We start from the raw sequence: 23,414 nt of genomic DNA on the forward strand, positions 1-23,414 counted from the left end.
CTATTCCGAAGTTACGTGGGTCGTGACGCGTGAAATCCCCGCCGTGGCGGGGATTTCACGGGGTCCGGGGTGTATTGGTCTGGCTACTTTCCTCCGATGGTGGTCGGGATGGGCTGGCCGATGAGTTCGAAGGCCTGACGCTGGACGGGGGTGGGGGTGGTGACGAGGTCGAATCCGGCGGTGTCGGGGGTGCCGTCGAGGTGGAGCCGGTTGCGGGTCAGTGTCCCCAGGTGGTCCAGCAGGGAGCGGAAGCTGTAGACGGCCTGTCCGCCGGCGGTGGTGCGCCGGGAGGCTTTGGCCTGCGCGGCGGTGGAGCGTTCCGCCGGCGCGACGGGGTTGGCCGGTTCGGGCCGGTGTTCGCAGGTGTTGGTCAGGGGTGCCCAGGCTTTGCGCAGGTGCCAGGTGAGGTAGGCGGCAAGCATGCAGATGAACACGTGGGCCCTCACCCGGGTTTCGGTGTAGTGGTGGACCGGGCGCAGGTGCAGGTCGATGGCCTTGATGGAGCGGAAGTCGCGTTCGACGTTGGCCAGGGACTTGTAGGTCGCGACGACTTGTCCGGCGTCCATCCGGGTCTCGTTGACGGTGGTGCGGATGATGTAGATCCCGTCCAGCGCCGCTTCGGCGGCGATCTGTTCCTCGTTCCGGGTCCAGGTGAACGAGGTGTCGTCGATGGTCAGGGTGTAGTGCTTTTCCATCTTGTATCTGCCGACGACCTTGCCGGCGCGCACCCCGATCTTCCCGGCGTCTTTGAGCCGCCCGGCTTCGGCGGCGGCGGTGATTTTGGCCAGCTCCGTTTCGGTGGCTGCGAGCAGTGCGGTGCGTTTACGGGCCCGTTCGGCGGCGAGAGCGGGGTTGCGGCAGGCGATGAGGCGTTCGCCCGGGTAGTCCGGGTGGGCGATCTCGGCCAGGTTCTGCTCGTCGAACAGGCTCATCTGCAGGGGCCCGTCATCGGCGGCCAAGGCCTGTATGGCGGGGGCGCGCAGCGCGGTGACCCAGCCCAGTCCGCCGAGTTCCTTCAGCTGCTCGATCCTGGCGTTGGTGATCATGCCGCGGTCCCCGACGAGGTCCATCTCCTGGAGCCCGTACCGGGTCTTGAAGTCCTTGGCGAGCTGTTCAAACGCGGCCGGGTCGGCGGTGTTCCCCGGCACCACGCGCACGGAGACGGGCCGGCCGGCCGGGTCGGTGAGGAGGCCGTATTCGATCTGCTCGAGGCCTTTCTTCCCGTCGCGGGAATAGCCGCGGGCCGCCAGCGGGCACTTATGCCCGGTGACCCAGGACGAGGACAAGTCGAACAGTGCGAGCCGGTCCGGGTTCGCCTCCGGGGACAGGTGCCGGGATGCCAGGGTCTTCTCGATGGCGTCCTGCCGGCCGGCGAGCCAGTCCATCGCGGCGTAGACCTCGTCGGTCGTGGCGCCGGCGACGCCGAGGTCCGAGGCCAGGGTGGTGTCGGCCCACCACCGGGTGGTCGCCAGTTTCGAGCCCGGACGGCAGACCCGGGCAATGACCAGGGCGAAGGCGATGTCGCGCATCTTCCCGGCCCGGCCCAGCAGTGCGGGCATCCCGAGCGCCTTCGCCTGGGCGGCCACGGCGGCGACGTGGCCGTGCGGCAGGGACCGCACGGCCTCCAGGCCCGCGGCGGAAACCAGGCCCGGGTTCGCGTTGCCGGCCAGTGCGGTGCGGAGCGCTTCGACCGCGTGTTCCGGCAGGGCCGAGAGGTTCGCCAGGGTCTCGTGCCTGACCTTCCCGTCCTGCCGGAAGGACCGGCGCAGCAGCACCGATTCGTACTCGACCATCACCCCGGCCTTGTTCACCCTGCGGCTCATCGTGCGGGCTACGTGCATCGCCTGCTGCTTGCGTGCCATGGAAAGATCCTACAACGAATCCATCTGATCGACCGGCAGCGACACGCCGAATTTAGTGGCTACAAATGATGATACAAAACAGGCCCCTTGCCCGGAGCCCCAACGGAATCCGGGCAAGAGGCCCACGTAACTTCGGTCTATTGCGAGTTACCTGGGGGCCATGCTTCCACCCATCCTTCGGCCGGACGCTCCCGGGCGCCCGACGAGGGCGGTGACGAATCCGGCCGGGGCAGGCCGCCGTCGGGTCTCCCGTCCGAAATTCCGGTGTTCCTCAAGCGTGAGGCCGAAGGCTGTAACAAATTCCGCGGCGCGCTCCCGGGCCGGGGGCGTGTTGTCAATCCCGAAGGTGAGCGGCTCGCCGGCGAACCTCGTCGCGGCCCGGGCGTAGCGCATGAAGGGCGACCGGGACGTGATGATCCCGGCGGAGAAGTAGTCAAAGGCGACCACGCTGCCGGGCGCCGTCCTGGCGATTCGTTGCAAGGTCCCCTCGACGGCGGCGCGGTCCAGGTACATGGTCGCCGCTTCCCAGAGGAAGAACGCGGGACGGGCCGGGTCAAACCCCGCCGCCACCAGTTTTTCCAACCAGTCCTCCGCGTGGAAGTCGGCGGCCACATACGTCGCCCGGTCCGTGGCGAGCCCCGCATTCTTCAGCATCCTGAGCTTGAACGCCTGGGTCCGGGGCCGGTCGATCTCGAAGCACCGCACCTGGTCTTCCGGTGTCAGCCGGTAGGCGCGGGTGTCGAAGCCCGCACCGAGGATGACGAGCTGGTCGAGCCCGGGGAGATGCCGGCGGAGGGCGGCGTCGTAAAAACTTGTCCGGGCAGTCTGCTGATGGCGCATCGGGGGTTCGCCCTCGTAGGGATAGCGGTAGATCCTGGGGACATAGCCCGTCAGGCGGTGCCCCGCCATCGTGGGGCCCGTCTCAAGGCGGAACCCCACGCGGGAAACATTGGGCATGACCATCATGAGCCGGGCCGCCGGCTGGTCCGGCCTGGTCCCCAGCAGGTGCTGCATGTAGCGCGTGTAGAGCGACGCCAGCAGGGTGGCGGACACCGCCGTCCGCCGGCTGTAGAGGAGAAGCTTCGGCACGGCCACCAGGTAGCCCGCCGTCCCGGCCGGCAGCAGCGCCGCCTGGACAAGGCGAAACAAACCGGACCGAGCTGTCCCACCTAGGTCCCGCATCCCGCCCCGATTCCTCCGACCTGCTGCCGCGTCCATGCTCCTCCGGCGGCAAGGGGCGGTCAACAGGCCCGCCGCCTGGAGCCGGGGACGGGGCGCCACGGGGCGCCAGCGGGCCGTGTGCCGGCCGCGTACCGGGAAGGGGCGCCGCAGCTGATAGACTGGGGGAACTTGATGTGCAGTGATGCCCACTTTAGATTCGGTTGATCAGCCTTGATTGACCGGTTCCGGTTCATCAACCGGTTCCCCTGCTGGATTCCTCCCGGAATCCGACTGCAGGAAGTGGGTTTTTTTCATGTGAGAGGCACATCCTGCGTCGATGAACGCGTTCTATTTGGTCCCGGCCGCAACTGCCGCAAGGTTAGTGGCAGCCCGGTTGATCACCTGACTTTTCTTCGGCGAACCCCTGGGCCAACCGGCGCCGGGGGCCGATATCCGCATGGATACCGCCTGAAAGACCTTGAAATACATGACTACATTTGCTGCCCTCGGAACGCCCAAGGTACTCGCCGACACTCTGACCGCCCAGGGGATCGAGGAACCCTTCCCGATCCAGGTCAAGACCCTCCCCGACACCCTGGCAGGACGCGACGTCCTGGGCCGCGGCCGCACCGGCTCCGGCAAGACCATCGCCTTCGCCATCCCGCTGGTGGCACGACTCGCCGAGCGGGAGGCCAAGCATTTCCGCAAGCCGGGCCGTCCCATGGGCCTGGTCCTGGCCCCCACCCGTGAACTGGCCACCCAGATCAACGCGACCATCGAGCCGATGGCCAAGGCCATGGGCCTGACCACCACGGTGATCTACGGCGGCATCTCCCAGGCCCGCCAGGAGAAGGCGCTGCGCGCCGGCGTCGACATCGTCATCGCGTGCCCGGGCCGCCTGGAGGACCTGATCCGCCAGCGCATCCTGACCCTCGAGGCCGTCGAGATCACAGTCCTGGACGAAGCCGACCACATGGCCGACCTCGGCTTCCTGCCGGTCGTCAAGAAGCTCATGGACATGACCCCCACCCAAGGCCAGCGCCTGCTCTTCTCCGCCACCCTGGACAACGGCGTGGACAAGATCGTCCAGCGTTACCTGTCCAACCCCCTGACCCACTCAGTGGACGACCCGCAGGCCGCGGTGACCACCATGGAACACCACGTGCTCGTCGTCAACGACCAGACCGTCAAGAAGCAGCTGATCGTCGAGCTCGCCTCGGGCGCCGGCCGCCGGATGCTGTTCATGCGGACCAAGCACCACGCCCGCAAGCTTGCCAAGACCCTGACCGACGCCGGCATCCCCGCCGTCGACCTGCACGGCAACCTCTCGCAGAACGCCCGTGACCGCAACCTCGCCGAGTTCGCCTCCGGCGATGTCCGCGTCATGGTCGCCACCGACGTCGCCGCCCGCGGCGTCCACGTCGACGACGTCGAGCTGGTCATCCACGTGGATCCGCCCACGGAGCACAAGGCCTACCTGCACCGCTCAGGCCGTACGGCCCGCGCAGGTTCGGACGGCACCGTCGTCACGCTGACCCTGCCCGAGCAGCAGTCCGACGTCAAGAAGCTCATGAAGGCTGCCGGCGTCGAGGTCAACTTCGAGCGCGTCACCGCCAACTCACCGCTGGTTGCCGAACTGGTGGGCGAAATTGCCGACAAGATCGATCCGCGCACCCGCGCCGCACTGCTGGCCGCCAAGTCCAACCAGGGCGGCGGCACGTCCACCGGAGCCAACGCAGAGCGCAAGCGCGCCCGCCGCAGCACCCAGGCCGCACCCACCGCGGGTGGCCGCGGCGGACGTGGCGGCCGCGGCCGTGTCGGAGCTGAGGCTCCGCGCACCGATCTTCCCCGCGCCGAGCGGCGCGCCGTGGCCTACGAAGGCCAGGCCGCCGCGCGTAACGCCGCGGAGCGCGTCACGGAAAAGAATGAGGACCGGATGGAGGCCGAGCGCGCCGAACGCCGCAACGCCCGCGGCCGCTCAACCTCCTACGGCACACACCGCAACGATGTACCGGCAGCAGGCGGCCGCGCTGCGGCCGGCCGTGGCTCTGACGGCCGCACCTCGGAAGGACGCGGCGGCGCTCCCCGCACGGGTGCTTCGGGCGGCGGCCAGCGCAGCGGACGTCCGGCAACCGGCCAGCGTGCAGCGGCCGGCGCCCAATCCGCCGGAAGCAAAACCGGAGGAAACGCTGCTGTCTGGTCGTCCAACACGGGCGGCACCTCGGGCGGCTCCTACGCCGGTGGCGGCAACGGCCGCTCCGGCGAAGGCCGTCCGGCGCGCGGCGGCCCCCGCCGCGCGTCCGCTCCGGCGTCGAACGAACGCCGCAGCCGCTAAGGCCGCTTAACCACCATCGAGTGCTCCGTAACTGCCGTTTAGAAGGTTCATAACGGCAGTTCTGGAGCACTCGATGAGGTTTCAGGCCTACCAGCCGCGGGCGCGCCACTCGTGAAGGTGCGGGCGTTCCGCGCCCAGGGTGGTGGGCTTGCCATGGCCCGGATGCACCACGGTGTCATCCGGATACACATCAAACAGCCGCTCGGCCACATCCGCGATGAGCTGGGCGAACCGCTCAGGATCCTTCTGGGTGTTGCCCACGCCGCCGGGGAACAGGGAATCGCCGGAGAAAATGTGCGCGGGCCCTGCCGGGTCCTGGTATACGAGGGCGACCGAGCCCGGGGTGTGCCCGCGCAGGTGCACCGCCGTCACGTCGAAGCCGTCGAAGTTGCCGACGTCGCCGTGGCCCAGCAGGACATCCACCGGCACGGGCAGTTCCGGGGCGTCCTCCGTACCGGCCGCCGTCTTCGCGCCGCTGGATTCGACCAGGCCCGGCAGTGCGCGGACATGGTCCCAGTGCTGGTGCGTCGTGGCGATCATCGCCAGCTTCGGCGTCGCGGACGTGTCCGCGGCGGCGTCTGCCAGCAGCCCCTGGATGGCGGGCAGGTCGTCGGCCGCGTCGATCAGCAGTTGCGCGCCGGACTCCTTGGCGGTGAGCAGGTACACGTTGTTGTCCATCTCGCTGACCGAAATCCGGCGGATGGTGATGTCACGAAGTGAGTGAATGAGCGAGTCCATGGGCTTAGTCTACGGTCGCTTTATTCGCGGCCCTCGGACACCCAGCGGGGGTCTGCGGACCGGGAGCCGACGACGGCGTCCGCAGCGGTGTCGAGCTTCTCCAGTTGGGCGGGGGTGAAGTTGAGCCCCAGGGCGCCCAGGTTCTCATCGATCCGGTGCGCCTTGCGCGTGCCCGGGATCGGGACGACGGGGAGCCCCAGCTTCCGGCCCTGCGCCAGGAGCCAGGCCAGCGCGACCTGCGCCGGCGTGGCACTCTGCCCGGCGGCGCTGACTTCGGCGGCGACTGCCTGCACGGCGGCCACCACACCCTGGTTTGCGACGGCGGCGTCCTCGGCGAAGCGCGGGATGTTGCGGCGGAAGTCGTTGCTGCCCAGCTTCGAGGCGTCCACGGTGCCGGTGAGGAATCCCCGGCCCAGCGGCGAGTAGGGCACAAAACCCACCCCCAGCCCGGCCGCCGCAGGAACAACGTTGCGTTCCACATCGCGGCTCCAGATGGACCATTCGCTCTGGACCGCGGCGATCGGGTGGATGCTGCTGGCTTCGCGCAGCTCCTCGGCCGTCACCTCGGACAGGCCAAGATGCCGCACCTTGCCGGCCTGCACGAGCCCCGCCATGGCCTCCACGGTTTCCACTATCGGAACGCGGAGGTCACGGCGGTGCATGTAATACAGGTCGATAGTGTCGGTGCCCAGCCGTTGCAGGCTGCGGTCCAGGGCCTGCCGCACGTAGGCGGCGTCGCCCCGGATGTCCGTGTAGCCGGTTGCCGGTGTGCCGACCAGGCCGAATTTCGTGGCCAGCTGGACCTCGCCGCGGCGCTCCTCGAGCAGCCGGGCAATCAGCTCCTCATTGCCGCCTCCGCCGTAGATGTCCGCCGTGTCGATGAAGCTGACGCCGGCATCCACCGCGTGGTGCAGGGTCTTCAGGGCCTCGGACTGGTCCACCTCCCCGTACACCGGGGTCAGGGCCATGCCGCCGAACCCCAGGGGGCTGACCGTCAGGCCGTCGCCGAGCTGGACTGATGCTGCCATGATGTGCTCCGTTCGTTCTATCCCAGAACCCCGGGCCAGTCTCCTATATTCCAGCGCTCCTGCCCAGTCGCTGACCGCGAACCGGCTCCTGGCACGGCGTGTTGCCGCGGGCACGCCGCCCGGGCTCCGACCAGCCGGGCCGGAGCGTCGAGGCAGTGGAAGTTTTCCCGGGCGCAGGGGCTGCCCGGACAGTCCGGGCCGGACGGGATGGGTGAAGGCCACGGAACGCTGCCGTGACTGCTGGTCCGGGACTGTCAGTCCGTGGCAAGCCCGCTCTCCGTGCCGCCGGAAACGCGGTCGATGGAAACAACGGCCAGGAATCCGCGGCCCAGGATTTCCGGCGTGGCAGTGTCTGAACCGACGACGGCGTCAAAACGGTTTAGCTCCACGGCGGCCAGTTCGGGCTCCGACGGCCCGGCGGACGCCGCCGCGCCGCCCGGCACGGCCGCGCCTCCCGTGCGTCCGGGGCTGCTGACCCTGGCGTGGCCGTGCAGGAGGATGCCCCACTGGCCTGCAAACACGGGATGGGCGCGCTTCTTGGACAGCTCGACGATGGAGGTGTAGCCCTTGAAAACGCCGTTCCGGGTGATGACGTTCAGATCCCGGACATCGCCGGTCGGCAGGGCCCCGGCCGAGTCCGCGTCGCCGGAAAACCGGAACGGGCGGTATTTCTCGAGCGGGTGCTCGGCCCCGTCGACGCTCAGCAGCAGCAGCTCACCATCAATCACCGTCAACACCCGGTCCATGCCGGGGAAGGTCGAGAAGCCGCCGGCCTTGGACACCTCGGCGATGCTCACCCGCCAGTCCCAGCCGTCCTGCACTGTGGCGTCCCCCGCAGGGGCGGCCGCGGGATGGCTGGCCAGTTCGCGGGTCAGCCCGCCGCCGTTTCGCCAGGGTTGGGCTTTCAGCTCGGCATAGCGGATGATCTCCATGTCCCCAGCCTAGCGGCCGGCTCAGTCTGGCCCGACGCCGGCCTGGATGTGCCACGGGGCGGCGGCGCGTAACCTCGGTGCCGTCTTGCTAACGTCAGAGGCAGGAACTGCTGCGAAAGGAGCTGAAATGTTTGTCAAAGTGTGCGGCCTCAGTACGCCCGAGTCGGTGCGACTGGCGGTCGAGTCCGGTGCAGACGCCGTCGGCTTCGTCCTGACCCGGAGTCCCCGGGAAGTGACGCCGGCGCAGGTCAGGGAACTCCTTGAGCAGCTCCCGGCCCGGTTTCCTGCTGTGGGCGTCTTCCGGCACGAGGCGGCCGCGGCCGCCGTCGCGGTGGCCCGCGAGGCCGGCCTGGCCTGGGTACAGCTACACGGTGAGCGCTCCCCGGCGGACGTGGAGACGGTGCACGACGCCGGCCTGAAAATCATCCGCGCCGTCACGATGTCCGCCCCTCCTGCTGCGTTCGGCAGCTGGGGCGAGGACCTGCTGCTGATCGACGCCGCCGTACCGGGCTCCGGCGAGGCCTGGGACTACGGTTCCGTCCGGGACAAGGGGCTCGAAGGCAGGCCCTGGCTGCTGGCGGGGGGCCTGGATCCCCTCAACGTCGCTCAGGCTGCCGCGCAGGCAGGCGCCTGGGGCGTGGATGTCTCCTCCGGCGTCGAATCGTCCCGCGGGGTCAAGGACCTGGCCAAGATCAGGGCCTTCGTGACGGCAGCCAAATCGTCATGAGGCCAGCGCAATAGGGCCCCCGCGAGGGCTGAAACCTGGCCTGCCGACGGCGGGGAAGCCCGCGCCGGAGAGCGGCCGCCGGAAAGATCTCCGGCCGCCGCCCTCTGTTCATCGAAGTGCTGACTCATCGAAGTGCTGACGTTTTTCCCGTCGGAGGCCGCGAGCGCCGCCTCCGTCCAGGCCGTTCAGCTACGAGGCCTTGATGATGACATTATCGATGTATTCGTCGCCCATCTGGCGGTTGTGCTCGGCCCCAAGCTGGACTTTGCTAAGGCTGGTCCCGGTCATGCTGACCGTGCTGCTTGAGTATTTCTGCACCCCGTCAAACAAAACTTGGATCGTTGTTTTGCTGCCGTTGGCGGTGACGCGCATCGTGACGTGATGCCAGGCACTCATGGATATGTTTCCGGCGATCAGCTTCGTGTAGACAAAGCTCCCGCTCGGAGCCGTCACCCGCAGCCACAGTTGCCCGTTGCTGTTGTAGCGGTAGATATCCGCAACCCGGGTGGTGCCGGAGAAGAAGCGGAAATACGGCACATCGTTGCCGGCGACTCCGGCCTTGGTGATATTGAACCAGCCGTCGGCGTAGGCCGTTTTGGTTCCCGCGGGGAGGGGTGGGGTTGAGAGGTTCGCGAGGGAACCGGAATCGGTGGTCACATGCAGTTTGGCTGAACGGATCCCGGTTTTTGCCAATGATCCCGTAACAGTTGCCGTGCCGTTTGTCCCCACTGGCCCCACCTTCGGGATCAGCGTGCAAAGGCTGCCGGACTCAAAGCCTGTGGCGGTGACGGCGGTTCCGGGAAAAGAGTTGGGCGGCGGCACAGGTGTGCCGACGTCGCAGGTTGCCGCCGAACCTGCCTGCGCGGAACCGAAAACAAGGGTACCGGCTACGATGAGTCCGAGTGTCCCCACTGTGCTCAGTGCTTTTAAACTTTTCATTGATGTACTCTCCGTGATTGGTTCTGCTTGTTACGGTGATCTCGCGCCGAAGCGACGAGCAGGCTGGCCCTGTTCAGGCCAGCGTCACCAACTGCACTACGACCGAGATGCCAATCACCGATAGAAGAGCAGCGGTTACCAATACGGCCCCCTTGGGGAGTCGCTTTTCGGGCTTCAACACCCGCAGCACCTCGCAGCTTACGAGTGCCACTACGGTGGCGAAGCCCACCAGGAAGACGATCATTTCGCACCAGCCAGGGTGGTCCGGGACCTCTTGAGCTCAAATCCCAGTAGTGCGAGTGTGGTGGCGGTGAGGATGAAGACGCCCGCGGGCGGGGACCAAAGTCCTGCGTAGATCATTGCGGTCGCTACCAGCGTGGACATCGCAAGGCTGAACGCGATGGCGACGGCGATGCTCAGTGGCAGCACCCCGGTTGCCTGCATGGAGCGCGGGGGGTCAAGGCGGAGGAGCAGGACCAGCGCCGTCCCGGGGCCGGCGAGCATCAGCAGGCCGATCACCGCTAGCCGGAGGCCGCCCGGACCGAAGAACGAGAGCGGTACGGCGGCGACTGCGACGGCGGCCGTCGCATAGCTCAGGTAGATGCGTTCATTTGCCATTTTTTGCTCCTTGGATCTGGAAGATCACGCCGCCGGCGTTTTCAAATACCTTTGTCCAGCCGGGGCTGGTGCCGCAGGTGGCGATGAAGTGCTTAAGGTCATCTGCTGGAGTCGAGCCGCGAAGATCGGCGGCCGCCTGCTGGCTGTCGGTGACAATCACGTACGCCCCCGAGTTGCGGGCGATCTCGTTGACAGGGTCGCACGTGAGCGGGGCCGCGCCGGGCCTTGCTTCGGCTGCCACAAGTGCCCGGTAGTCATAGTCCGCATAGTGCTGGGCCTTCCACGGAGTATTGCGCACCGCTTCGATCAGTATTGATCCCGTGGGGGCCGTCGAGTACAGGTGGTTCACGACGGCGATTTCGTCGTCGTTGAAGCTCTCCATGCTGTCGTTTCCATAGCGGGTAACGATGGTCGTTGCGGCGAGTAGCCCGCCGAGCAGCAGCAGGATCAGTGCCCGTTTCAAGCCCAGGCCCCCGGTCCGGTCCGACGCCACGATCTTGTCCGACATCAGAGGCAGCACCGCGAGACATGCCGCGAAGGGCAGGCTGAACAGATACAGGCGAAGAAGCAGCTCGCCGCCGTACGGCTGGGCCGGAATAAGGAACAGCGGTGCGAGCGTACCGGCCGCGGCCGCAAGCCAGGGCGTCTTTTTCCTGTAGCCCGTTATGGCGCCGATGATGGCCAGGACCCATACCAGCGCCACTTCCGCTAACCGGGTGTAGACCACAAACATATGTGAATCGCTGCCGGACACTTTTGTGGACAGTGCCCCCAGAGTGTTGGCCCCGACGTCGCCGAAGGAGCCGAAGAGCTGGCCGGTGTGCCCCTGGAGGTACGCTGAAGCCGCGAAGAGCAGCCAGCCCACCGGCAGGACCACCGCCAGGACGGGCAGGAACCGCAGCCGCAGCCGGCCGGTGAGCAGAAAAACGGCCAGGAACGGGATAGCTGCAAAGGGCGTGAGCTGGTGCGACGCCGTCATCGCCATGAGAATCAGTGAGCAGACCACCACGAGGATAGCCGCGTCCACTCTGGAAGGTCCGACTATTCCTTGCCGGGCAACCGAGCCGTCCAGCCGGGATACACCCCGGGCAAGCCACCTGCAGAACCGGTTTCGGTCCGTCGGCCACGCCCATCCACTGAAGGTGCTGAGAAGCAGGGCCAGCAGAGTTAGCAGAAGAACGAAGGCGTAGGCCTGCGGGGCCAGATAGTCCTGACCGACCCAGCTGGTCAGATAGAAGACCCACACACCCGCCCACGCTTGCCTCGGATTTGAAGTCAACCGTGTCGCGAGCGCCAGGAGCGGCGCCAGGAGGATCACGTTGATCCCCACGGGAGCCCATGTGGCGATACCCGTCAGGTCCGTCACGCCGGTTGCCCCCGACAGCATCCCGAGTGCATCGAAGAAGCCGGGCCAGTTGAAATATGCGTCCAGGCCCGTATTGAGTTGTCCGGATTGGGATATGTTGTCGGCAATCCCCAAGTGGCGAAAGCTTGCTTCGAGTCGTGGCAGACCATGGATGATCGGGTCGGCGCCATGCAGGATGAGCACCAGGACCAGAACCTGCCAGGTCAGGAGCCCCGGAATGAAACGGCGCAGACCAAGCGAGGCCACGAATCCGGCCAAGCTGAAGGCAAGCGCCACGAAGTAAGTAAGGGGGAGAGCGCTGATGAGTCCCGAGCCGCCGATCTGTTGAGGATCAACGCGGGTCATGCTCCAGATCCCAAGAACCAGGGCCACTGCGGCGACGGCCGCTAGAGCGCCGATTTTCCAGCTGGGCGTCAGCCCGAGGTTGCGGTCCGTAGGAGGTTTTGCACCGCTGTGTCGAGCGTGCTCGTCCCGTCCGGGCGCCGTGCGCGCAGGTACAGTTTCTGCCGTGTCGTTTGTCATGGTTTCTCGATTCCAGTCGGCTCATGGCGCGCCGCCGAAGGGACCCCGCCGGTTGCGGCGGCGGGCATCTCTCGGGTCAGCTTGATCAGACGTCGGACGGCGATCAGCGCAACCGCCGCCTGAGCGACGGACCAGAGCACGGAAACGCCCGTAAGGCCATATTGTTGGGCAACTGCTGCAGCCGGTGCCACGACAAGGATGGCGGCAACGAGGGCAACGGATGTGGATTCCACCAGACGCCCCTGGGCGCGGCACAGCCCGTAGTAAACCTGGGTGAAGCAGCTCAGCAGCAGCGCCGGAACCAGTACGGGCAGCAGTACCCAGGCCGAGGCGTACTGCGGACCGAGGAGGCTGAGGAGGAAGGGTCCCGCAACCATTAGGATCAGGCCGGCCGCAAGGGTAAGGAGGAGGCTGGCCCGCATTGCCGAGGCGACGAGGCCAGGCTTCGAACGGGGGCCTGCCAAGGCTGTCTGGAGCGTGAACCCGGCGGACTGCGGCACAAAGAACACCGCTGAGGCCATCATCCACACGATGTACCAGGCTGCCGTCGCCGCCGGGCCCAAGGTGGCAGCGACGATGAGCGGAAGCAAATAGCCGGGTGCCCGGTCCGCAAGCATGAGCGCGTGGTTCGGGAGGCCCGGTTTCAAGAGCCTCAAGGCAGGGCCGGGTCTGAGCCCATGCCGCCAGTCAGGCGAGACGTGCGCGCGGCCAAGTTGGCGCAGCCCCACTAGAACGCTGAGGAGTGCCCCGGCGCCGACCGCTCCGATGACAACCAGCAAATCACGGATTCCGACGGCGAACGCACCGGCAAGGAACGCAAGTTGCACCAAACTTTGGACGAGGCTGCGGACGAGCGTGCGGTCGGCACGCTCCTGGGCGACGCCGATGTGGTCCAGCTGATAGGCGCTGGCGGCGAAGAGAGCCGTAGCGAGGAAGACAAGGGTTACCAGCGGGTTATTCCAAGCCTCCCCCACGCCCGAACCCAGCGAGTGCGTGATCGCCGCCAATGCTCCGCCCACCACGAGCGAGAAGATACCCACCGTGAGCAGGCTGGTGGCGATGAGGCGGCGCCCCCCGTCCGTTTCTCGCGGGAGAAGCGTCAGTGTTGCCGGTCCGACGCCCAGCATTCCCAGTTGGACGGTGAGGAGGGCCGCGGACACGACGGCCGAGCCCAGGCCTATTTGGGTCGGAGGAAGTACCAGGGCAGCCAAAGCCCAGAACAGAAACCCCGTCAGCATGGGGGCAACCCTGGCTGCGGCCAGCCAGGCCGCATTTCCTCCGACCGAGATCGGCTGGTTTTGCGGACGCAGGATCTCGCCGAACATGGAGCGGTAGTTGTAGAGCAGGAAGCCCGCCCAATACGGCAGGTAACGCGGTGCAAGGATCAGGGACAGGCCCGCCCCGCGCACTGACGCCAGCAGCGGAAGTGCCAGCATCCAGCCGGCGCGGGCAGGGTGCTTGCGGATGGTCCGGGCCAACCCTGCCCCGTCCTGGAGCCATTGGTCGCGGGCACAGTCATACGTGTCGGCAAAGCGGTGCCGGACCACGGTGGTGGGGGAGACGCCGAGCCGGTACCCGGCGTCCTCCAGCCGTATCTTCAACTCGATGTCTTCTCCGGACCGGAAGTTGTCGTCAAATCCGACCGAGAGCAGCACATCTCGACGCATGAGGGTGGCGCAGACCCCGAACCAGGACCGCACCCGGCTGTGGTTGTGGTGCCATGCCAGGGCCGAGCCCCAGTACCCCGGCCCATCGGACTCGCTGGCCAGCCCGAACTGGAGTCCGTCAAAGCCTCCTGTCTCGAATTCGCCCAGGAGTTCCTCCAGGCTCCCAGGAGGAAGTACGACGTCGGCGTCTATCAGGGCGACGACGTCGCTGTTGGCGCTTCGGGCGCCCAGCATCCGCGCGGCCGGGAGGCCGCGGCCCTCGTCGGAAATGACGCGCGCTCCAAAGGACCGTGCAATCTGGACCGTGTCATCCGTCGAGCATCCATCGATGACGATCATTTCGTGGGGGTGTTGGCGCCCAATGGACTCCAGGCATTCCCCCAACCAGGTCGCCGCATTGCGCGCCGGAACAACAACTGACACCTTGAGATGGCTCACGTGGCCTCACCTCACTCGTCGAGCTTGGAGCGGACCATGTTGGCAATGAAGTCGGAGGCTTGGTCCGCGGACCAAGAGGCCGGTAGCCGAAGCAACCAGCAGGGCACGTCCTCCAGCGCCCGCCTGACGACCGCGGCTTTCTGCCCGAAGTGCTCCTCCAGCGGAACCAGGCTGGTGGCACCGAGCGCTTCGACCAGCCGACGCGAAACCATCGGCAGTTCGGAATGGAAGTTTCCAACGATGCGGGAGGTCATCCACTCCGTGCTGCGGGCTTCCAGCCGGGCATCAGCCCCGTCATAGCGTTCGAGGAAGATTGCCAGCTGCGCCGGTGCCGCCGACGAGATCCGCTCCGAACCGAAGACATGGTCCGGTTGCACCATCCGGTGTTCGGGGGACCAGCGTCTCGTGAAGGCTGCGGTCTTCGGGTAGCGCACAATAACGGGGTGGACGGCCGTGGCCAGATGGGCGACAGGGTTCGTCAGCCAGCCCGGCGCCAAGGGCTTGCGGGTTCCACGAAACAAGTCCGGGTAGATGGCCCGGTGGTGGGGTTTGATGAACATTGGCTTGGCATATCCCATCAGCATGCCGCCGGCCCCCATGAATGCCCAGTCATCCGCCATGAAGCGTACATCGCGCATGGCGACCAGCTTGGCGACGGTGCTGGTCTTGCCGACACCACCCCACGCCGGGAGAAGAACCCCGGAACCCCGGAAATCCACGACTGCCGCATGGATCATCGCCGTCTCTTCCAGGACGCACAACCGATCCAGCAGCGGGATCACGGCGGTCAACAGCTCACCGGCGCCTTCAATGCGGTATCCGTCCGGTGTCTCGATGATCTGAACGCGGTCGGCCGGGATGTAGAGCGAGTCCGCAGTGAAACGGTAGGCGTCCTCTGCGTGCGACTGGCCGGATCCCGGCGAGACGTTCCCTCCGATGGTGATCCGCCTGGGTGCGTGGGACTCGCCTAGGAACGGGGCGAGCATGTCTCGCAGTTGCGACTCGCCAGGCGTTCCGGCCTCGACTTCGATGCCTACGACGCCGTGGACGTCGAAGCTGGCGCCGAGAGACGCCCCAGTCGGCTGCTTGACGTCTCGTTCAGACTGGCTCATGATTGCCGCTTCCTGATATCAGGGCTGCCGCTGGCAACCGTCGGGGCATGGGGTTGGCGTGTCCGTTTCACTGAACTTCCCTCCAGAGGTCGTCCGGTGTTACCAGGCTTGGTTTGACTGGCATGGGCGCGGGAGGCTGGCGGCGGCCGCGCACGTATCCGCTGGCGGTGGACGCGAGGACGGCGATGACCGCTCCTGCACGACCAAGCCCGGCGGAATCCTTGCCTCGGATCCAGTCACGCACTCCGGAAAACACCGCCCGGGGCAGGACCCGCCGGACATAGCGCCGTTCCGGGCCCAGTGCCCGCTTGTGGCCGACGACCCGGCTTACCTGTGCCTTGGAAATTCCTTCGGACCAGGAGCGGGCCAGCATGTATTTCAAGGTGCCCCGTTCAGCCGGAACATGGTGGTGCACGAGGGCTGCGGGTTCGTAGACGACGCGGGAGCCGGGCGCCCCGATCACCGCCCGGATGCAGAGCTCTGTCTCCTCGCAGCCGAGCGGAATGGCATCCTGCCGGCCAAGCGCCGTGTTGAAGCCGCCGACGCGGTTGAGGACTTCGGCGCGGAATGACATGTTCGCCCCGATGACGTTCCGGACCTCGGTGGAAACCTTGGGCATCCCTCGATACGTGCAGCCGACAATCCAGTCCAGCTCTTCGGCAAAATGGCGGGGCCGGCCGGCTTCCCACCGCGGCGCGACGCGGCCGCCCACGGCGAGCACATCCGGATCGTCATACGGCGCCGCGAGCCGTTCGAGCCAATCCGGGGCTGCCTCGGCGTCGTCGTCGAGGAAGGCCACTATCTCGGCGGTCGCGACGCCGGCTCCGGTGTTGCGTGCACCGGAGAGGCCTTTGGGGCCGGTGTTTTCGACTATCACCGCGTCCGGCACGGTGAAGATGAGCCTCTTGTAGAGATCCATGTTGTAGTCGACGACGACGATCGTCTGCTGCGGAGGAAGAGTCTGGCCGCGAACTGAGTCCAGCGCGCCCATCAACAGGTCCCAGCGCTCTTCGGCGTAGGAGCAGATGACCACGGATACGGCGGGCAAGCCGGTCGGCTGGGACATTCTATTCACCCGCCCTCACACCCAGAATGCTCCGGGGATCCGTGGGTACATGGGGAAACTCTTTGCTGGGGTACTTGTACTTCACGCGCCGCAGGGCTTCAGGGCGGGCTCCGGCGGTGGGCGCTTCCCAACTGACGCGTTCCCGGGCAAGTGTCCGCAGGACCCGCCACCCGTCCCTAAACGTGTTCAGGTTTGAGTTGCCGGAGATGCGGCACAGTTCGTGGCTGGGTACCTCGGCAATCCGAAGCCCTGCCCTGGAAGCCCTCACTATCAGTTCTGTCTCGATTTCGAAGCCGTCCGACTCCAGCTCCAGGATCTCGACGCATTCACGGCGGAGAGCGATGTAGCCGTAACAAAGATCTGAGAAGTCGCTGTGAAGGACAGTGTTGGCCAGAGCCGTGAGCATGCGATTCCCGGTGCTGCGCAACCAGGTGATGTCGTCGGAACCGCCGCCCGTGACGTAGCGCGAGCCTTTCACGAAATCGTATTCGTGCTGGAGCGGCGTGACCAACCAGCCAATTTCCTGGGGGTCCATGCTGCCGTCACCATCTAGCATGACGATGATGTCGCCAGTTGCTGCAGCGAAGCCGGCGCGCACTGCGTTGCCTTTGCCGGGACGGAGTTCGGCAACGACCACGACGTCCAGACGGAGGGCTCGGGCTACGTCAACGGTGCTGTCGAGGGAACGGCCGTCAACTATCACCACCTCGTCCACGTAGGACGGCATCCTGCGGAGTACCCAGGGCAAGTTCATTGCCTCGTTCAGGGTAGGGATGACGACGCTGACGGACGGGTTTACCGGCGGGGGCGTCGACTGGGGGCGCACATTTGGTTTAAGATTCGGGATGGACACTGGCCTCACCACTCAATGACGTAGTCTGCTCGCCCCAACTGCAGCGCTTCCCGGACCCTCAAACCGGGAAATAGACCCGTCACTTTCGCTGATGAGTTGTGGCAACTTGGTGAAAATACCCCAGACCTAAATACTGGGCGACGCACCTTGCATAAACCTTGGGTTTTATTGAAGCTTCCACTTTCTAAGCCGGGAAGCCGATGTCAAGGCGAATCGCTCGTCCCACCCGGGCGAAAATCGGTTGATCCGCCCGATCCTTCCGTGCCACACTGGCCGCATGCGCAAACCGGATCAAGGACGGGCTGTCCGAACAAGCAGCCGGTTGCTTCGTAGATTCCTGCATATCCTCGTTCCCCCCGTCGTGTTGGTACTGGTCGGTTGCGGCGTTGGGATGGCCGGCCCCGCGGACCAGCGGGTGCCGCTCAGCCCCGCGCCGGATTCGACCCAGGGCGGGGATACGCCGGGGGCGCAGCCGGCAGGCGTCGAGCCTCCTTCCGCCGGAGTCTCCGATGGCCCCGCGTCGCCCGCGTCGCCGCAGAGTGCCGCCGCGGATCTGAAACAGAGCGGCGATCTGCCCGGCTGGAAACAGGTTTTCGAGGAAGATTTCTCCGCCGGCGATGTCCCCCTTGGCGCCTTCCCTGGGGAGCTGTATGGCACGCGCTGGAGCGCGGGCTATAAGGACGGAACGCCAGACACAGCCGGGCAGGTCAGCGGCGGACGCTCCGGCTACTACCCGTCGAAAGTCCTCAGCGTCAAAGACGGTGCCCTTGACTGGTATCTGCACTCTGAAAACGGGATATCCATGGGGGCTGCGCCCCAGCCCAGGATTCCCAACGCCAGTGCCAATCCGCCGCGTCACAACAGCCTGCTGTACGGCCGCTATTCGGTTCGCTTCAAGGCCGACTCGCTGGCGGGATTCAAGACGGCATGGCTCATGTGGCCGGACAGCGGCGTCTGGCCCCGCGACGGTGAGATCGACTTCCCCGAGGGTGACCTCGCCGGAGTCATTTATGGGGCAGTGCATTACCCAAGGCCGGATGGTAGCGACGCTTTCGTCAAAGGTGAATCGGCCGCGTACTACTCCTCGTGGCACGTTGCGACTATGGAGTGGAGCCCGGGACGGGTCGAATTCTTTCTTGACGGCCAATCCATCAGCGCCAGCACGACCGCGCCGCCCACGACGCCAATGCACCTCATTCTGCAGACAGAATCCTGCCTTACGGGCTGCCCGCTTCCGGAGACCCAGGGCCACGTCTCCCTCGACTGGATCAGCATTTGGACGCCGGCCTGAGGATCCTGCGGGAATCTTTGGGCTTCACTGCGCTCGCCGCCGATCACCACACGCCCTGCTACCTTCGTACGCCCCTGCTACCTTCGCCGGAGGGTGAAGGAGTCAGTGAACGTATACCCCTCGGCGGGAACGAACCGGGCTGACAGATCGGCCGCAGTGGCGGTGACGTCGAGGGTCCCCAGCGTGGGATTCAGGTTCTTTCCGGACCATGAGGCAAAGTAGCCCGCTTCCGGGTCTCCCTCGTTCACGTCGTAGAGCCCGACTCCACCCACTCCGATGGTTGCGAAGACTGTCCCCGAGCCCTGGACCATACTGGCATCGGTGTTGACGAGGCACCCGCCGGAAAAGGCGGCAGGGACGACTTCCCGGCATTGTCCGCCCAGGCTCAGTTGGTGCGTTCGCTGGTAGACATGGTCATGGCCGGACAAAACCAGGTCGACCTTCTTTTCGATCAACATATTCGTGAATTCCTGGCCGGCCTGGCAGTCATATCTGCCTACGCTCAGGCAGGGAACATGCATGCCGACCACGGTCCAGGGGATCTTTTGTGACTTGGCCTCTTCGATGGCGTCAAGGGTCCAGCGCCAGCGTTCACTGTCCTTCGAGTAATCGAGTGGCTGACCGCCGCGGAAGTCAATGCCCGGGGAAACCATAATGAACCGCACGAGAGGATTTTGTTCCGGGACGTCCACGCGCCACTGCGTGCCGTACTCGCCCTGAAGGCCGGGCAGTTTGTTCGGCAGGCAACGGACGAAATTCTCAATATCCCCTTCATGCCCATCGCTCTCATGGTTTCCCGTGATCAGCTGATAGGGGAACTCGGCCCCCAGTGCGCCGGTGACCATGTCGCAGAATTTCTGCTCGATTCCCGCTTTATAGGTGAAGTCACCGAGAGCGAGATTCAGTTGCGGATTGATCGCCGCCACGACGTCCAGCACCTTCTTGGCTCCCGTGCTCACACCGATGTCGCCTTGGGCCGTGAAGTGTACCGCGCTTCCGGGTGCCGGCGGCTGCGAGGGTGCCGGGGGCGCCGGCGGCTGCGTGGGTGTCGGCGGCGCCGGGGACGGTGTTGGTGCCGGGCCAGGCTGGCAGGCTGCCAGCAGCATACACAGACTCAGCCAGCCGGCGCCCCAGCAAACCTTGCCGCGCTTGCCCCAATTACGCTTGCCCCGTTTACTCGGCGATCCGGCCACGATTCCTCACATCACTGGGTGGATCAGGCTTATGTGAAAGCTCGGTGTTTGATACGCCAGACTAACCCGGCAAGGGGTCGAAGACCAGAGGCCGGATGGGCCAACCCCGTGCCCTAGCATGCTGCAAGCTTCCTCGTTAGCATGCTCTGTGGGGGAGTACCCCGATGACCGCGCGGGTTCGACCCCGCCGCTTCTCGAAGGAGACCGTTGTGACTCTGCCCGAAGGATTGACCACTGGCGTCTGGACGCTGGACATGTCCCACAGTGAAATCGGATTCACCGTCCGCCATGCAGGGATCAGCAAGGTCCGTGGCCGCTTCAACGAGGCCTCCGCGGAGGCCCGTTTGCGGGATTCCCTCGCCGACGCCACCCTGCACGCGACCGTCAAGACCGCCAGCTTCGATTCCAGTGACGCCAACCGCGACGGCCACGTCCGCGGTCCTGACTTCTTCGACGTCGAGGAGTACCCCGAGATGACCTTCCGGGCCACCTCGCTCCGGGGCGACGGCGAGGACTACGTGCTGACGGGCGATCTCACCATCCGCGGCATCACCAAGCCTGTGGACCTGGAAGTCGAATACACCGGCGTCGCGGTTGACCCCTACGGGGCGACCAGGGCAGGCTTCAGCGCGGAGGCGGAAATCAGCCGCAAGGACTTCGGCCTGACGTGGAACGCCGCCCTGGCAGCGGGCGGCCTGCTGGTGGGCGACAAGGTCAAGATCAACGTCGAAGCGGCCATGGTGAAGCAGGCTGAGGCTTAGGGGCGCCTCCCGTCGTCAGCGGCCGTGCAGGGTCCGCCCCTGGTCCTGATCGGCTCCTCGAGGGGGAGAATGGGTCCATGAAGACTCTCCTGAACCTCATCTGGCTGCTCTTCGGTGGCCTCTGGCTGGCGCTTGGATACTTCGTGGCGGGAATCATCTGCTGCCTCCTGGTCGTCACGATTCCGTGGGGGCTCGCCTCGTTCCGCATAGCCTCCTATGCGCTCTGGCCCTTCGGTCGGACTGTGGTGGACCGGCCCGGCGGCACCGGCGTGTTCACCCTGCTGGGGAATGTCGTCTGGTTGCTGGTGGCCGGCATCTGGATCGCGATTGGACACGTCGTGACGGCGTTCGCCATGGCGATCACGATCGTGGGCATCCCGCTGGCCATTGCCAACCTCAAACTCATCCCGGTGTCCCTGATGCCGCTGGGAAAACAGATCATCCCAAGCAACTCACCCTTCGTGACGGCCTACCGCACGAGCTGAGGAAGACCACGATGCCTGAAGAATCAACGAAGAGCGAGGACCTCATGCTGGTCATCGTCCGCGAGTTCCCGGTGCCCATCGCGGCTCTCTGGTCCGCGCTCACGGACCCGGACCAGGCCCCGGACTGGTGGGGGCCGCACGGTTTCCATGTCCCGCGCGGGAGTGTCGACGCGGACCCTGAGATCGGAGGCCTGTACCGGGCCTGCATGATCAACGACGCTACCGGCGAGGAGCACTGGTGGGGCGGCGTCCACACCGACATTGAACCGCCCGCCCTGTTTGTGTTCACCCATGCCTGGGACAAGCCGGACGGGACCCGCGGCGCCGAGACCGAGGCGGCATTCCGGCTGGAGGAGATCGGCGGCGGCACCCGCATGACCTTCAGCCAGGGGCCGTTCGAGTCCGTGGAAAGCCGCGACGGCCACGGAAGCGGCTGGCGGGAGTCGTTCGACCGGCTGGCCGATCACCTGGGCGTCGCAGCTTAGTCCCAACCCGGGCAGGGGCGTCCCGGGCCGGGCCCGCTCAAGCGAGTTCGCCCCGGAGGTTCCGGCGGGCAGCCGCCAGCCACAGTTCGCGTCCGCGGCTCGTGTGGAACAGCGGCTCTTGTTGCAGGAGCTGGCGGACGACGGCGGTGCGCCCGGCGGCGAAGTCGTCGTCGCCGATGTGCGCGAAGTCTTCCCTGACCGCGGCCAGGTAGCGGGCATAGGCCTCGGGGTCCCCGCCCAGGACCGAGAGGTCGGCGTCGCTGAGCAGGGCACCGGCGGCGTCGTCCGGTACGGGGCGGTGGTCGGCCGTCAGCCGCACCAGCCGGGCCACCTCGTCCACCTCGGCATAGGGAAGCCCTGCCCGTATGAGCGTATCCTCGGCCAGCCGGGCCGATTCTTCCTCGTCCTGGCCCGCGATGCCGCGGTAGACGGCGTCATGGAACCAGGCCGCGAGCAGCACGGTGCGGGGCGGATCGGCAGGATCGGTCAGCACGTCCAGGGCTTCCAGCACCGCCAACAGATGGGTCCGGCCGTGGTACTTCCGGTGCTCTTCGCCCCAGCGGTCCATCAGGTCCAGGAAGAGGGCGTCGCGGCCCGGCAGCGCGCGGTTCCAGCGGTTCAGGAGCGGGACCTTCAGCGCCTTCCCGCGCCGCCGTGCCGGGATCCGAAGGCCGCTGGCGATCAGCTTCCGGACCAGGATCCTGCCCTCCACCGGGATGGCTCCGGCCGCCACGAGTGCTCCATACCGGGCCTCGGCAACATCGTAGTGGTCGCCGTCGAACGCCCGTTCCGGGATGCCGGCGTCCACGGCGAAGGCGTGCAGCTCCTCGATCGAGGTATCCGAGATCAGGTGCGAGAAGTGGGTGCCATGGGCAGGCCAGAGGGGCGGGTCAACGTAGATCATATTCTCCGTTCCGAAGCGATCGCCCGGTGAGCAACACCAAACGCGCCCTTCTGTATCTTCGCCTCTGCGCCAACGACGCGGCCTCTACCAGTATCAAGCGCCAAGAGAAGGACTTGTGAGCCACTGTTGCACGAAGCTCGGCTGCGCCCGGTGGGATCTCCCGGCAGTCTAGCCTCGGTCACCCGCGAGCGCAGGTTGTCTACTTTCGCATTCGACGACAACCTGTCCGTCAAAGGCTGAGGATAGGCGGTGAAAATCTTGTCGTGTCACGACTTCGAGGCCATGATCTTCGCAGAAGTGGTGTGCCGCACTCTGAACGGTGTAATAGGCGACTTCGTTTGCGTGTTCGAACCTATCGCGGGTCGTCCGGAAGCTAAGGAGGACATCGAGATCGTCCGTGGCGAGCTCGCCCTTGTCCAACGCGTCGCGCTTCGGCGGACCGGTCTTGACGGTGATGTTCAGCGAACGAAGCCGGGCAAGGCAATCAAGTAGCTGGCGTGGGGCATGCCAGTCGTTCGGGAGAGGTAGTCAAGGGAGATGTGCACGCCCTCGGGAAGGGAGCCGCGGCACCCGAACGCCAGTACGCCGGCTACCGCCCGGCGCTCTTCCGCTGTCATCCTTAGTCATGGCTTGGTGCAGGTCGTATGCGATGCCCCGGATTGATTTCTTCTGAGCCTTACGCTTCTTTCCCGACACCTGCATTCGGTCGAGAAGCCGGTCAACTTCCGGGGGTAAACCCGGCGTCAGCTTGCGCGGCCCCAGCTTCTTCTTCACCATCGCGGCCAGTTCGACCGGGCCGATTTTCGGCGCGTCTAAGCCTTGATCCACCGATCCGCGGTTGGTCCTGATTGATTTCGGGGCCGGCCGCGGTTTTTGGTTTCGGGCATGGCGGATCGCCGGCCTTGCTGCCGGTGGTGTTCCACTGTGTGTT

Annotated in this window: 23 protein-coding genes; 7 read left to right on the forward strand and 16 right to left on the reverse strand. The window is 66.1% G+C overall.

The genetic code is table 11. The features are described from left to right. Positions 1–83 precede the first annotated feature (83 nt). Entirely contained in the window at positions 84–1,862 is a 1,779-nt protein-coding gene (locus J9611_RS10220) for an IS1634 family transposase (RefSeq protein WP_211879861.1), read from the reverse strand. A gap of 147 nt (positions 1,863–2,009) precedes the next feature. Beyond that, positions 2,010–3,011 (reverse strand): class I SAM-dependent methyltransferase, encoded by a 1,002-nt coding sequence (locus J9611_RS10225; RefSeq protein ID WP_211879864.1) that lies wholly within the window; start codon positions 3,009–3,011, stop codon positions 2,010–2,012. A 499-nt stretch (positions 3,012–3,510) separates the two neighbouring features. Between J9611_RS10225 and J9611_RS10230 the strand changes: the two genes are divergently transcribed. Then, complete coding sequence (locus J9611_RS10230) at positions 3,511–5,358, forward strand: DEAD/DEAH box helicase (RefSeq protein WP_211879866.1); 1,848 nt, start codon at positions 3,511–3,513, stop codon at positions 5,356–5,358. 87 nt (positions 5,359–5,445) lie between these two features. Here the strand turns inward: J9611_RS10230 and J9611_RS10235 are convergent, their stop codons facing one another. The 3 genes from J9611_RS10235 to J9611_RS10245 form a co-directional block, all read right to left on the reverse strand. Further along, complete coding sequence (locus tag J9611_RS10235) at positions 5,446–6,096, reverse strand: MBL fold metallo-hydrolase (RefSeq protein WP_211879868.1); 651 nt, start codon at positions 6,094–6,096, stop codon at positions 5,446–5,448. Positions 6,097–6,116: 20 nt separating this feature from the next. Next, entirely contained in the window at positions 6,117–7,124 is a 1,008-nt protein-coding gene (locus J9611_RS10240) for an aldo/keto reductase (RefSeq protein ID WP_211879870.1), read from the reverse strand. Positions 7,125–7,378: 254 nt separating this feature from the next. Then, positions 7,379–8,056: a HutD/Ves family protein gene (locus J9611_RS10245; RefSeq protein WP_211879872.1), complete on the reverse strand. Its 678-nt coding sequence runs from the start codon at positions 8,054–8,056 to the stop codon at positions 7,379–7,381. Positions 8,057–8,183: 127 nt separating this feature from the next. Here J9611_RS10245 and J9611_RS10250 point away from each other — a divergent pair, with 127 nt between their 5' ends. Then, on the forward strand, positions 8,184–8,783 hold the full coding sequence (locus J9611_RS10250; protein WP_211879874.1) for a phosphoribosylanthranilate isomerase: 600 nt from the start codon (positions 8,184–8,186) through the stop codon (positions 8,781–8,783). Positions 8,784–8,972: 189 nt separating this feature from the next. On the opposite strand, the gene J9611_RS10255 is transcribed toward J9611_RS10250, so the two are convergent. The 8 genes from J9611_RS10255 to J9611_RS10290 form a co-directional block, all read right to left on the reverse strand. Next, positions 8,973–9,695 carry a hypothetical protein gene (locus J9611_RS10255; protein ID WP_307857070.1) on the reverse strand — a complete coding sequence of 241 codons (723 nt, stop codon included), beginning with the start codon at positions 9,693–9,695 and terminating at the stop codon, positions 8,973–8,975. 100 nt (positions 9,696–9,795) lie between these two features. Then, positions 9,796–9,966, reverse strand: a complete 171-nt coding sequence (locus J9611_RS10260) for a hypothetical protein (RefSeq protein WP_211879878.1) — start codon at positions 9,964–9,966, stop codon at positions 9,796–9,798. After that, positions 9,963–10,340, reverse strand: coding sequence for a hypothetical protein (locus tag J9611_RS10265; protein ID WP_211879880.1), 378 nt, complete (start codon positions 10,338–10,340; stop codon positions 9,963–9,965). Before J9611_RS10265 ends, J9611_RS10260 begins: the two co-directional genes overlap by 4 nt. Then, positions 10,330–12,228, reverse strand: a complete 1,899-nt coding sequence (locus J9611_RS10270; protein ID WP_211879882.1) for a hypothetical protein — start codon at positions 12,226–12,228, stop codon at positions 10,330–10,332. Before J9611_RS10270 ends, J9611_RS10265 begins: the two co-directional genes overlap by 11 nt. Continuing rightward, positions 12,225–14,333: a glycosyltransferase gene (locus tag J9611_RS10275; RefSeq protein WP_211879884.1), complete on the reverse strand. Its 2,109-nt coding sequence runs from the start codon at positions 14,331–14,333 to the stop codon at positions 12,225–12,227. Before J9611_RS10275 ends, J9611_RS10270 begins: the two co-directional genes overlap by 4 nt. 11 nt (positions 14,334–14,344) lie before the next feature. Beyond that, complete coding sequence (locus J9611_RS10280) at positions 14,345–15,445, reverse strand: hypothetical protein (protein WP_211879886.1); 1,101 nt, start codon at positions 15,443–15,445, stop codon at positions 14,345–14,347. Between the two features lie 67 nt (positions 15,446–15,512). Beyond that, on the reverse strand, positions 15,513–16,511 hold the full coding sequence (locus J9611_RS10285) for a glycosyltransferase (protein ID WP_211879888.1): 999 nt from the start codon (positions 16,509–16,511) through the stop codon (positions 15,513–15,515). Between the two features lies 1 nt (position 16,512). After that, positions 16,513–17,376 (reverse strand): glycosyltransferase family 2 protein, encoded by an 864-nt coding sequence (locus tag J9611_RS10290; RefSeq protein ID WP_372447779.1) that lies wholly within the window; start codon positions 17,374–17,376, stop codon positions 16,513–16,515. A gap of 265 nt (positions 17,377–17,641) precedes the next feature. Here J9611_RS10290 and J9611_RS10295 point away from each other — a divergent pair, with 265 nt between their 5' ends. Then, the gene (locus tag J9611_RS10295; protein ID WP_246527634.1) at positions 17,642–18,655 is read left to right on the forward strand and encodes a glycoside hydrolase family 16 protein; all 1,014 of its coding nucleotides are present in this window, start codon (positions 17,642–17,644) and stop codon (positions 18,653–18,655) included. 77 nt (positions 18,656–18,732) lie between these two features. Here the strand turns inward: J9611_RS10295 and J9611_RS10300 are convergent, their stop codons facing one another. Next, the gene (locus J9611_RS10300) at positions 18,733–19,620 is read right to left on the reverse strand and encodes a metallophosphoesterase (RefSeq protein ID WP_504741951.1); all 888 of its coding nucleotides are present in this window, start codon (positions 19,618–19,620) and stop codon (positions 18,733–18,735) included. Between the two features lie 437 nt (positions 19,621–20,057). On the opposite strand from J9611_RS10300, the gene J9611_RS10305 reads away from it, so the two are divergent. The 3 genes from J9611_RS10305 to J9611_RS10315 all read left to right on the forward strand — a co-directional run bounded on the left by J9611_RS10305 (position 20,058) and on the right by J9611_RS10315 (position 21,579). Next, the gene (locus tag J9611_RS10305) at positions 20,058–20,609 is read left to right on the forward strand and encodes a YceI family protein (RefSeq protein ID WP_211879890.1); all 552 of its coding nucleotides are present in this window, start codon (positions 20,058–20,060) and stop codon (positions 20,607–20,609) included. 77 nt (positions 20,610–20,686) lie between these two features. Continuing rightward, entirely contained in the window at positions 20,687–21,094 is a 408-nt protein-coding gene (locus tag J9611_RS10310) for a YccF domain-containing protein (protein WP_211879892.1), read from the forward strand. A gap of 11 nt (positions 21,095–21,105) precedes the next feature. Beyond that, on the forward strand, positions 21,106–21,579 hold the full coding sequence (locus tag J9611_RS10315; RefSeq protein WP_211879894.1) for an SRPBCC family protein: 474 nt from the start codon (positions 21,106–21,108) through the stop codon (positions 21,577–21,579). A 37-nt stretch (positions 21,580–21,616) separates the two neighbouring features. Here J9611_RS10315 and J9611_RS10320 read toward each other — a convergent pair whose 3' ends face one another. After that, a complete protein-coding gene (locus tag J9611_RS10320) occupies positions 21,617–22,483 on the reverse strand; it encodes a DUF4031 domain-containing protein (protein ID WP_211879896.1) in 867 nt (288 codons plus the stop codon). Positions 22,484–22,732: 249 nt separating this feature from the next. Between J9611_RS10320 and J9611_RS10325 the strand changes: the two genes are divergently transcribed. Beyond that, positions 22,733–22,975, forward strand: a complete 243-nt coding sequence (locus J9611_RS10325) for a hypothetical protein (protein ID WP_211879897.1) — start codon at positions 22,733–22,735, stop codon at positions 22,973–22,975. A gap of 36 nt (positions 22,976–23,011) precedes the next feature. Here the strand turns inward: J9611_RS10325 and J9611_RS10330 are convergent. Next, positions 23,012–23,414, reverse strand: a 403-nt coding sequence (locus J9611_RS10330) for a hypothetical protein (protein ID WP_211879898.1), incomplete at its 5' end; no start/stop codon positions are given.

Origin of the sequence: Pseudarthrobacter albicanus (genome assembly GCF_018224015.1) — a bacterium.
In the GTDB taxonomy this organism is placed as follows: Bacteria; Actinomycetota; Actinomycetes; order Actinomycetales; family Micrococcaceae; genus Arthrobacter; species Arthrobacter albicanus.

Bases quoted from the DNA above. Each gene is read 5' to 3' on its own strand.
- J9611_RS10270 (WP_211879882.1), bottom strand. From the start codon at position 12,228: ATGACAAACGACACGGCAGAAACTGTACCTGCGCGCACGGCGCCCGGA.
- J9611_RS10220 (WP_211879861.1), bottom strand. From the start codon at position 1,862: ATGGCACGCAAGCAGCAGGCGATGCACGTAGCCCGCACGATGAGCCGC.
- J9611_RS10235 (WP_211879868.1), bottom strand. From the start codon at position 6,096: ATGGACTCGCTCATTCACTCACTTCGTGACATCACCATCCGCCGGATT.
- J9611_RS10240 (WP_211879870.1), bottom strand. From the start codon at position 7,124: ATGGCAGCATCAGTCCAGCTCGGCGACGGCCTGACGGTCAGCCCCCTG.
- J9611_RS10265 (WP_211879880.1), bottom strand. From the start codon at position 10,340: ATGGCAAATGAACGCATCTACCTGAGCTATGCGACGGCCGCCGTCGCA.
- J9611_RS10285 (WP_211879888.1), bottom strand. From the start codon at position 16,511: ATGTCCCAGCCGACCGGCTTGCCCGCCGTATCCGTGGTCATCTGCTCC.
- J9611_RS10315 (WP_211879894.1), top strand. From the start codon at position 21,106: ATGCCTGAAGAATCAACGAAGAGCGAGGACCTCATGCTGGTCATCGTC.
- J9611_RS10295 (WP_246527634.1), top strand. From the start codon at position 17,642: ATGCGCAAACCGGATCAAGGACGGGCTGTCCGAACAAGCAGCCGGTTG.
- J9611_RS10320 (WP_211879896.1), bottom strand. From the start codon at position 22,483: ATGATCTACGTTGACCCGCCCCTCTGGCCTGCCCATGGCACCCACTTC.
- J9611_RS10230 (WP_211879866.1), top strand. From the start codon at position 3,511: ATGACTACATTTGCTGCCCTCGGAACGCCCAAGGTACTCGCCGACACT.
- J9611_RS10280 (WP_211879886.1), bottom strand. From the start codon at position 15,445: ATGAGCCAGTCTGAACGAGACGTCAAGCAGCCGACTGGGGCGTCTCTC.
- J9611_RS10250 (WP_211879874.1), top strand. From the start codon at position 8,184: ATGTTTGTCAAAGTGTGCGGCCTCAGTACGCCCGAGTCGGTGCGACTG.
- J9611_RS10260 (WP_211879878.1), bottom strand. From the start codon at position 9,966: ATGATCGTCTTCCTGGTGGGCTTCGCCACCGTAGTGGCACTCGTAAGC.
- J9611_RS10310 (WP_211879892.1), top strand. From the start codon at position 20,687: ATGAAGACTCTCCTGAACCTCATCTGGCTGCTCTTCGGTGGCCTCTGG.
- J9611_RS10245 (WP_211879872.1), bottom strand. From the start codon at position 8,056: ATGGAGATCATCCGCTATGCCGAGCTGAAAGCCCAACCCTGGCGAAAC.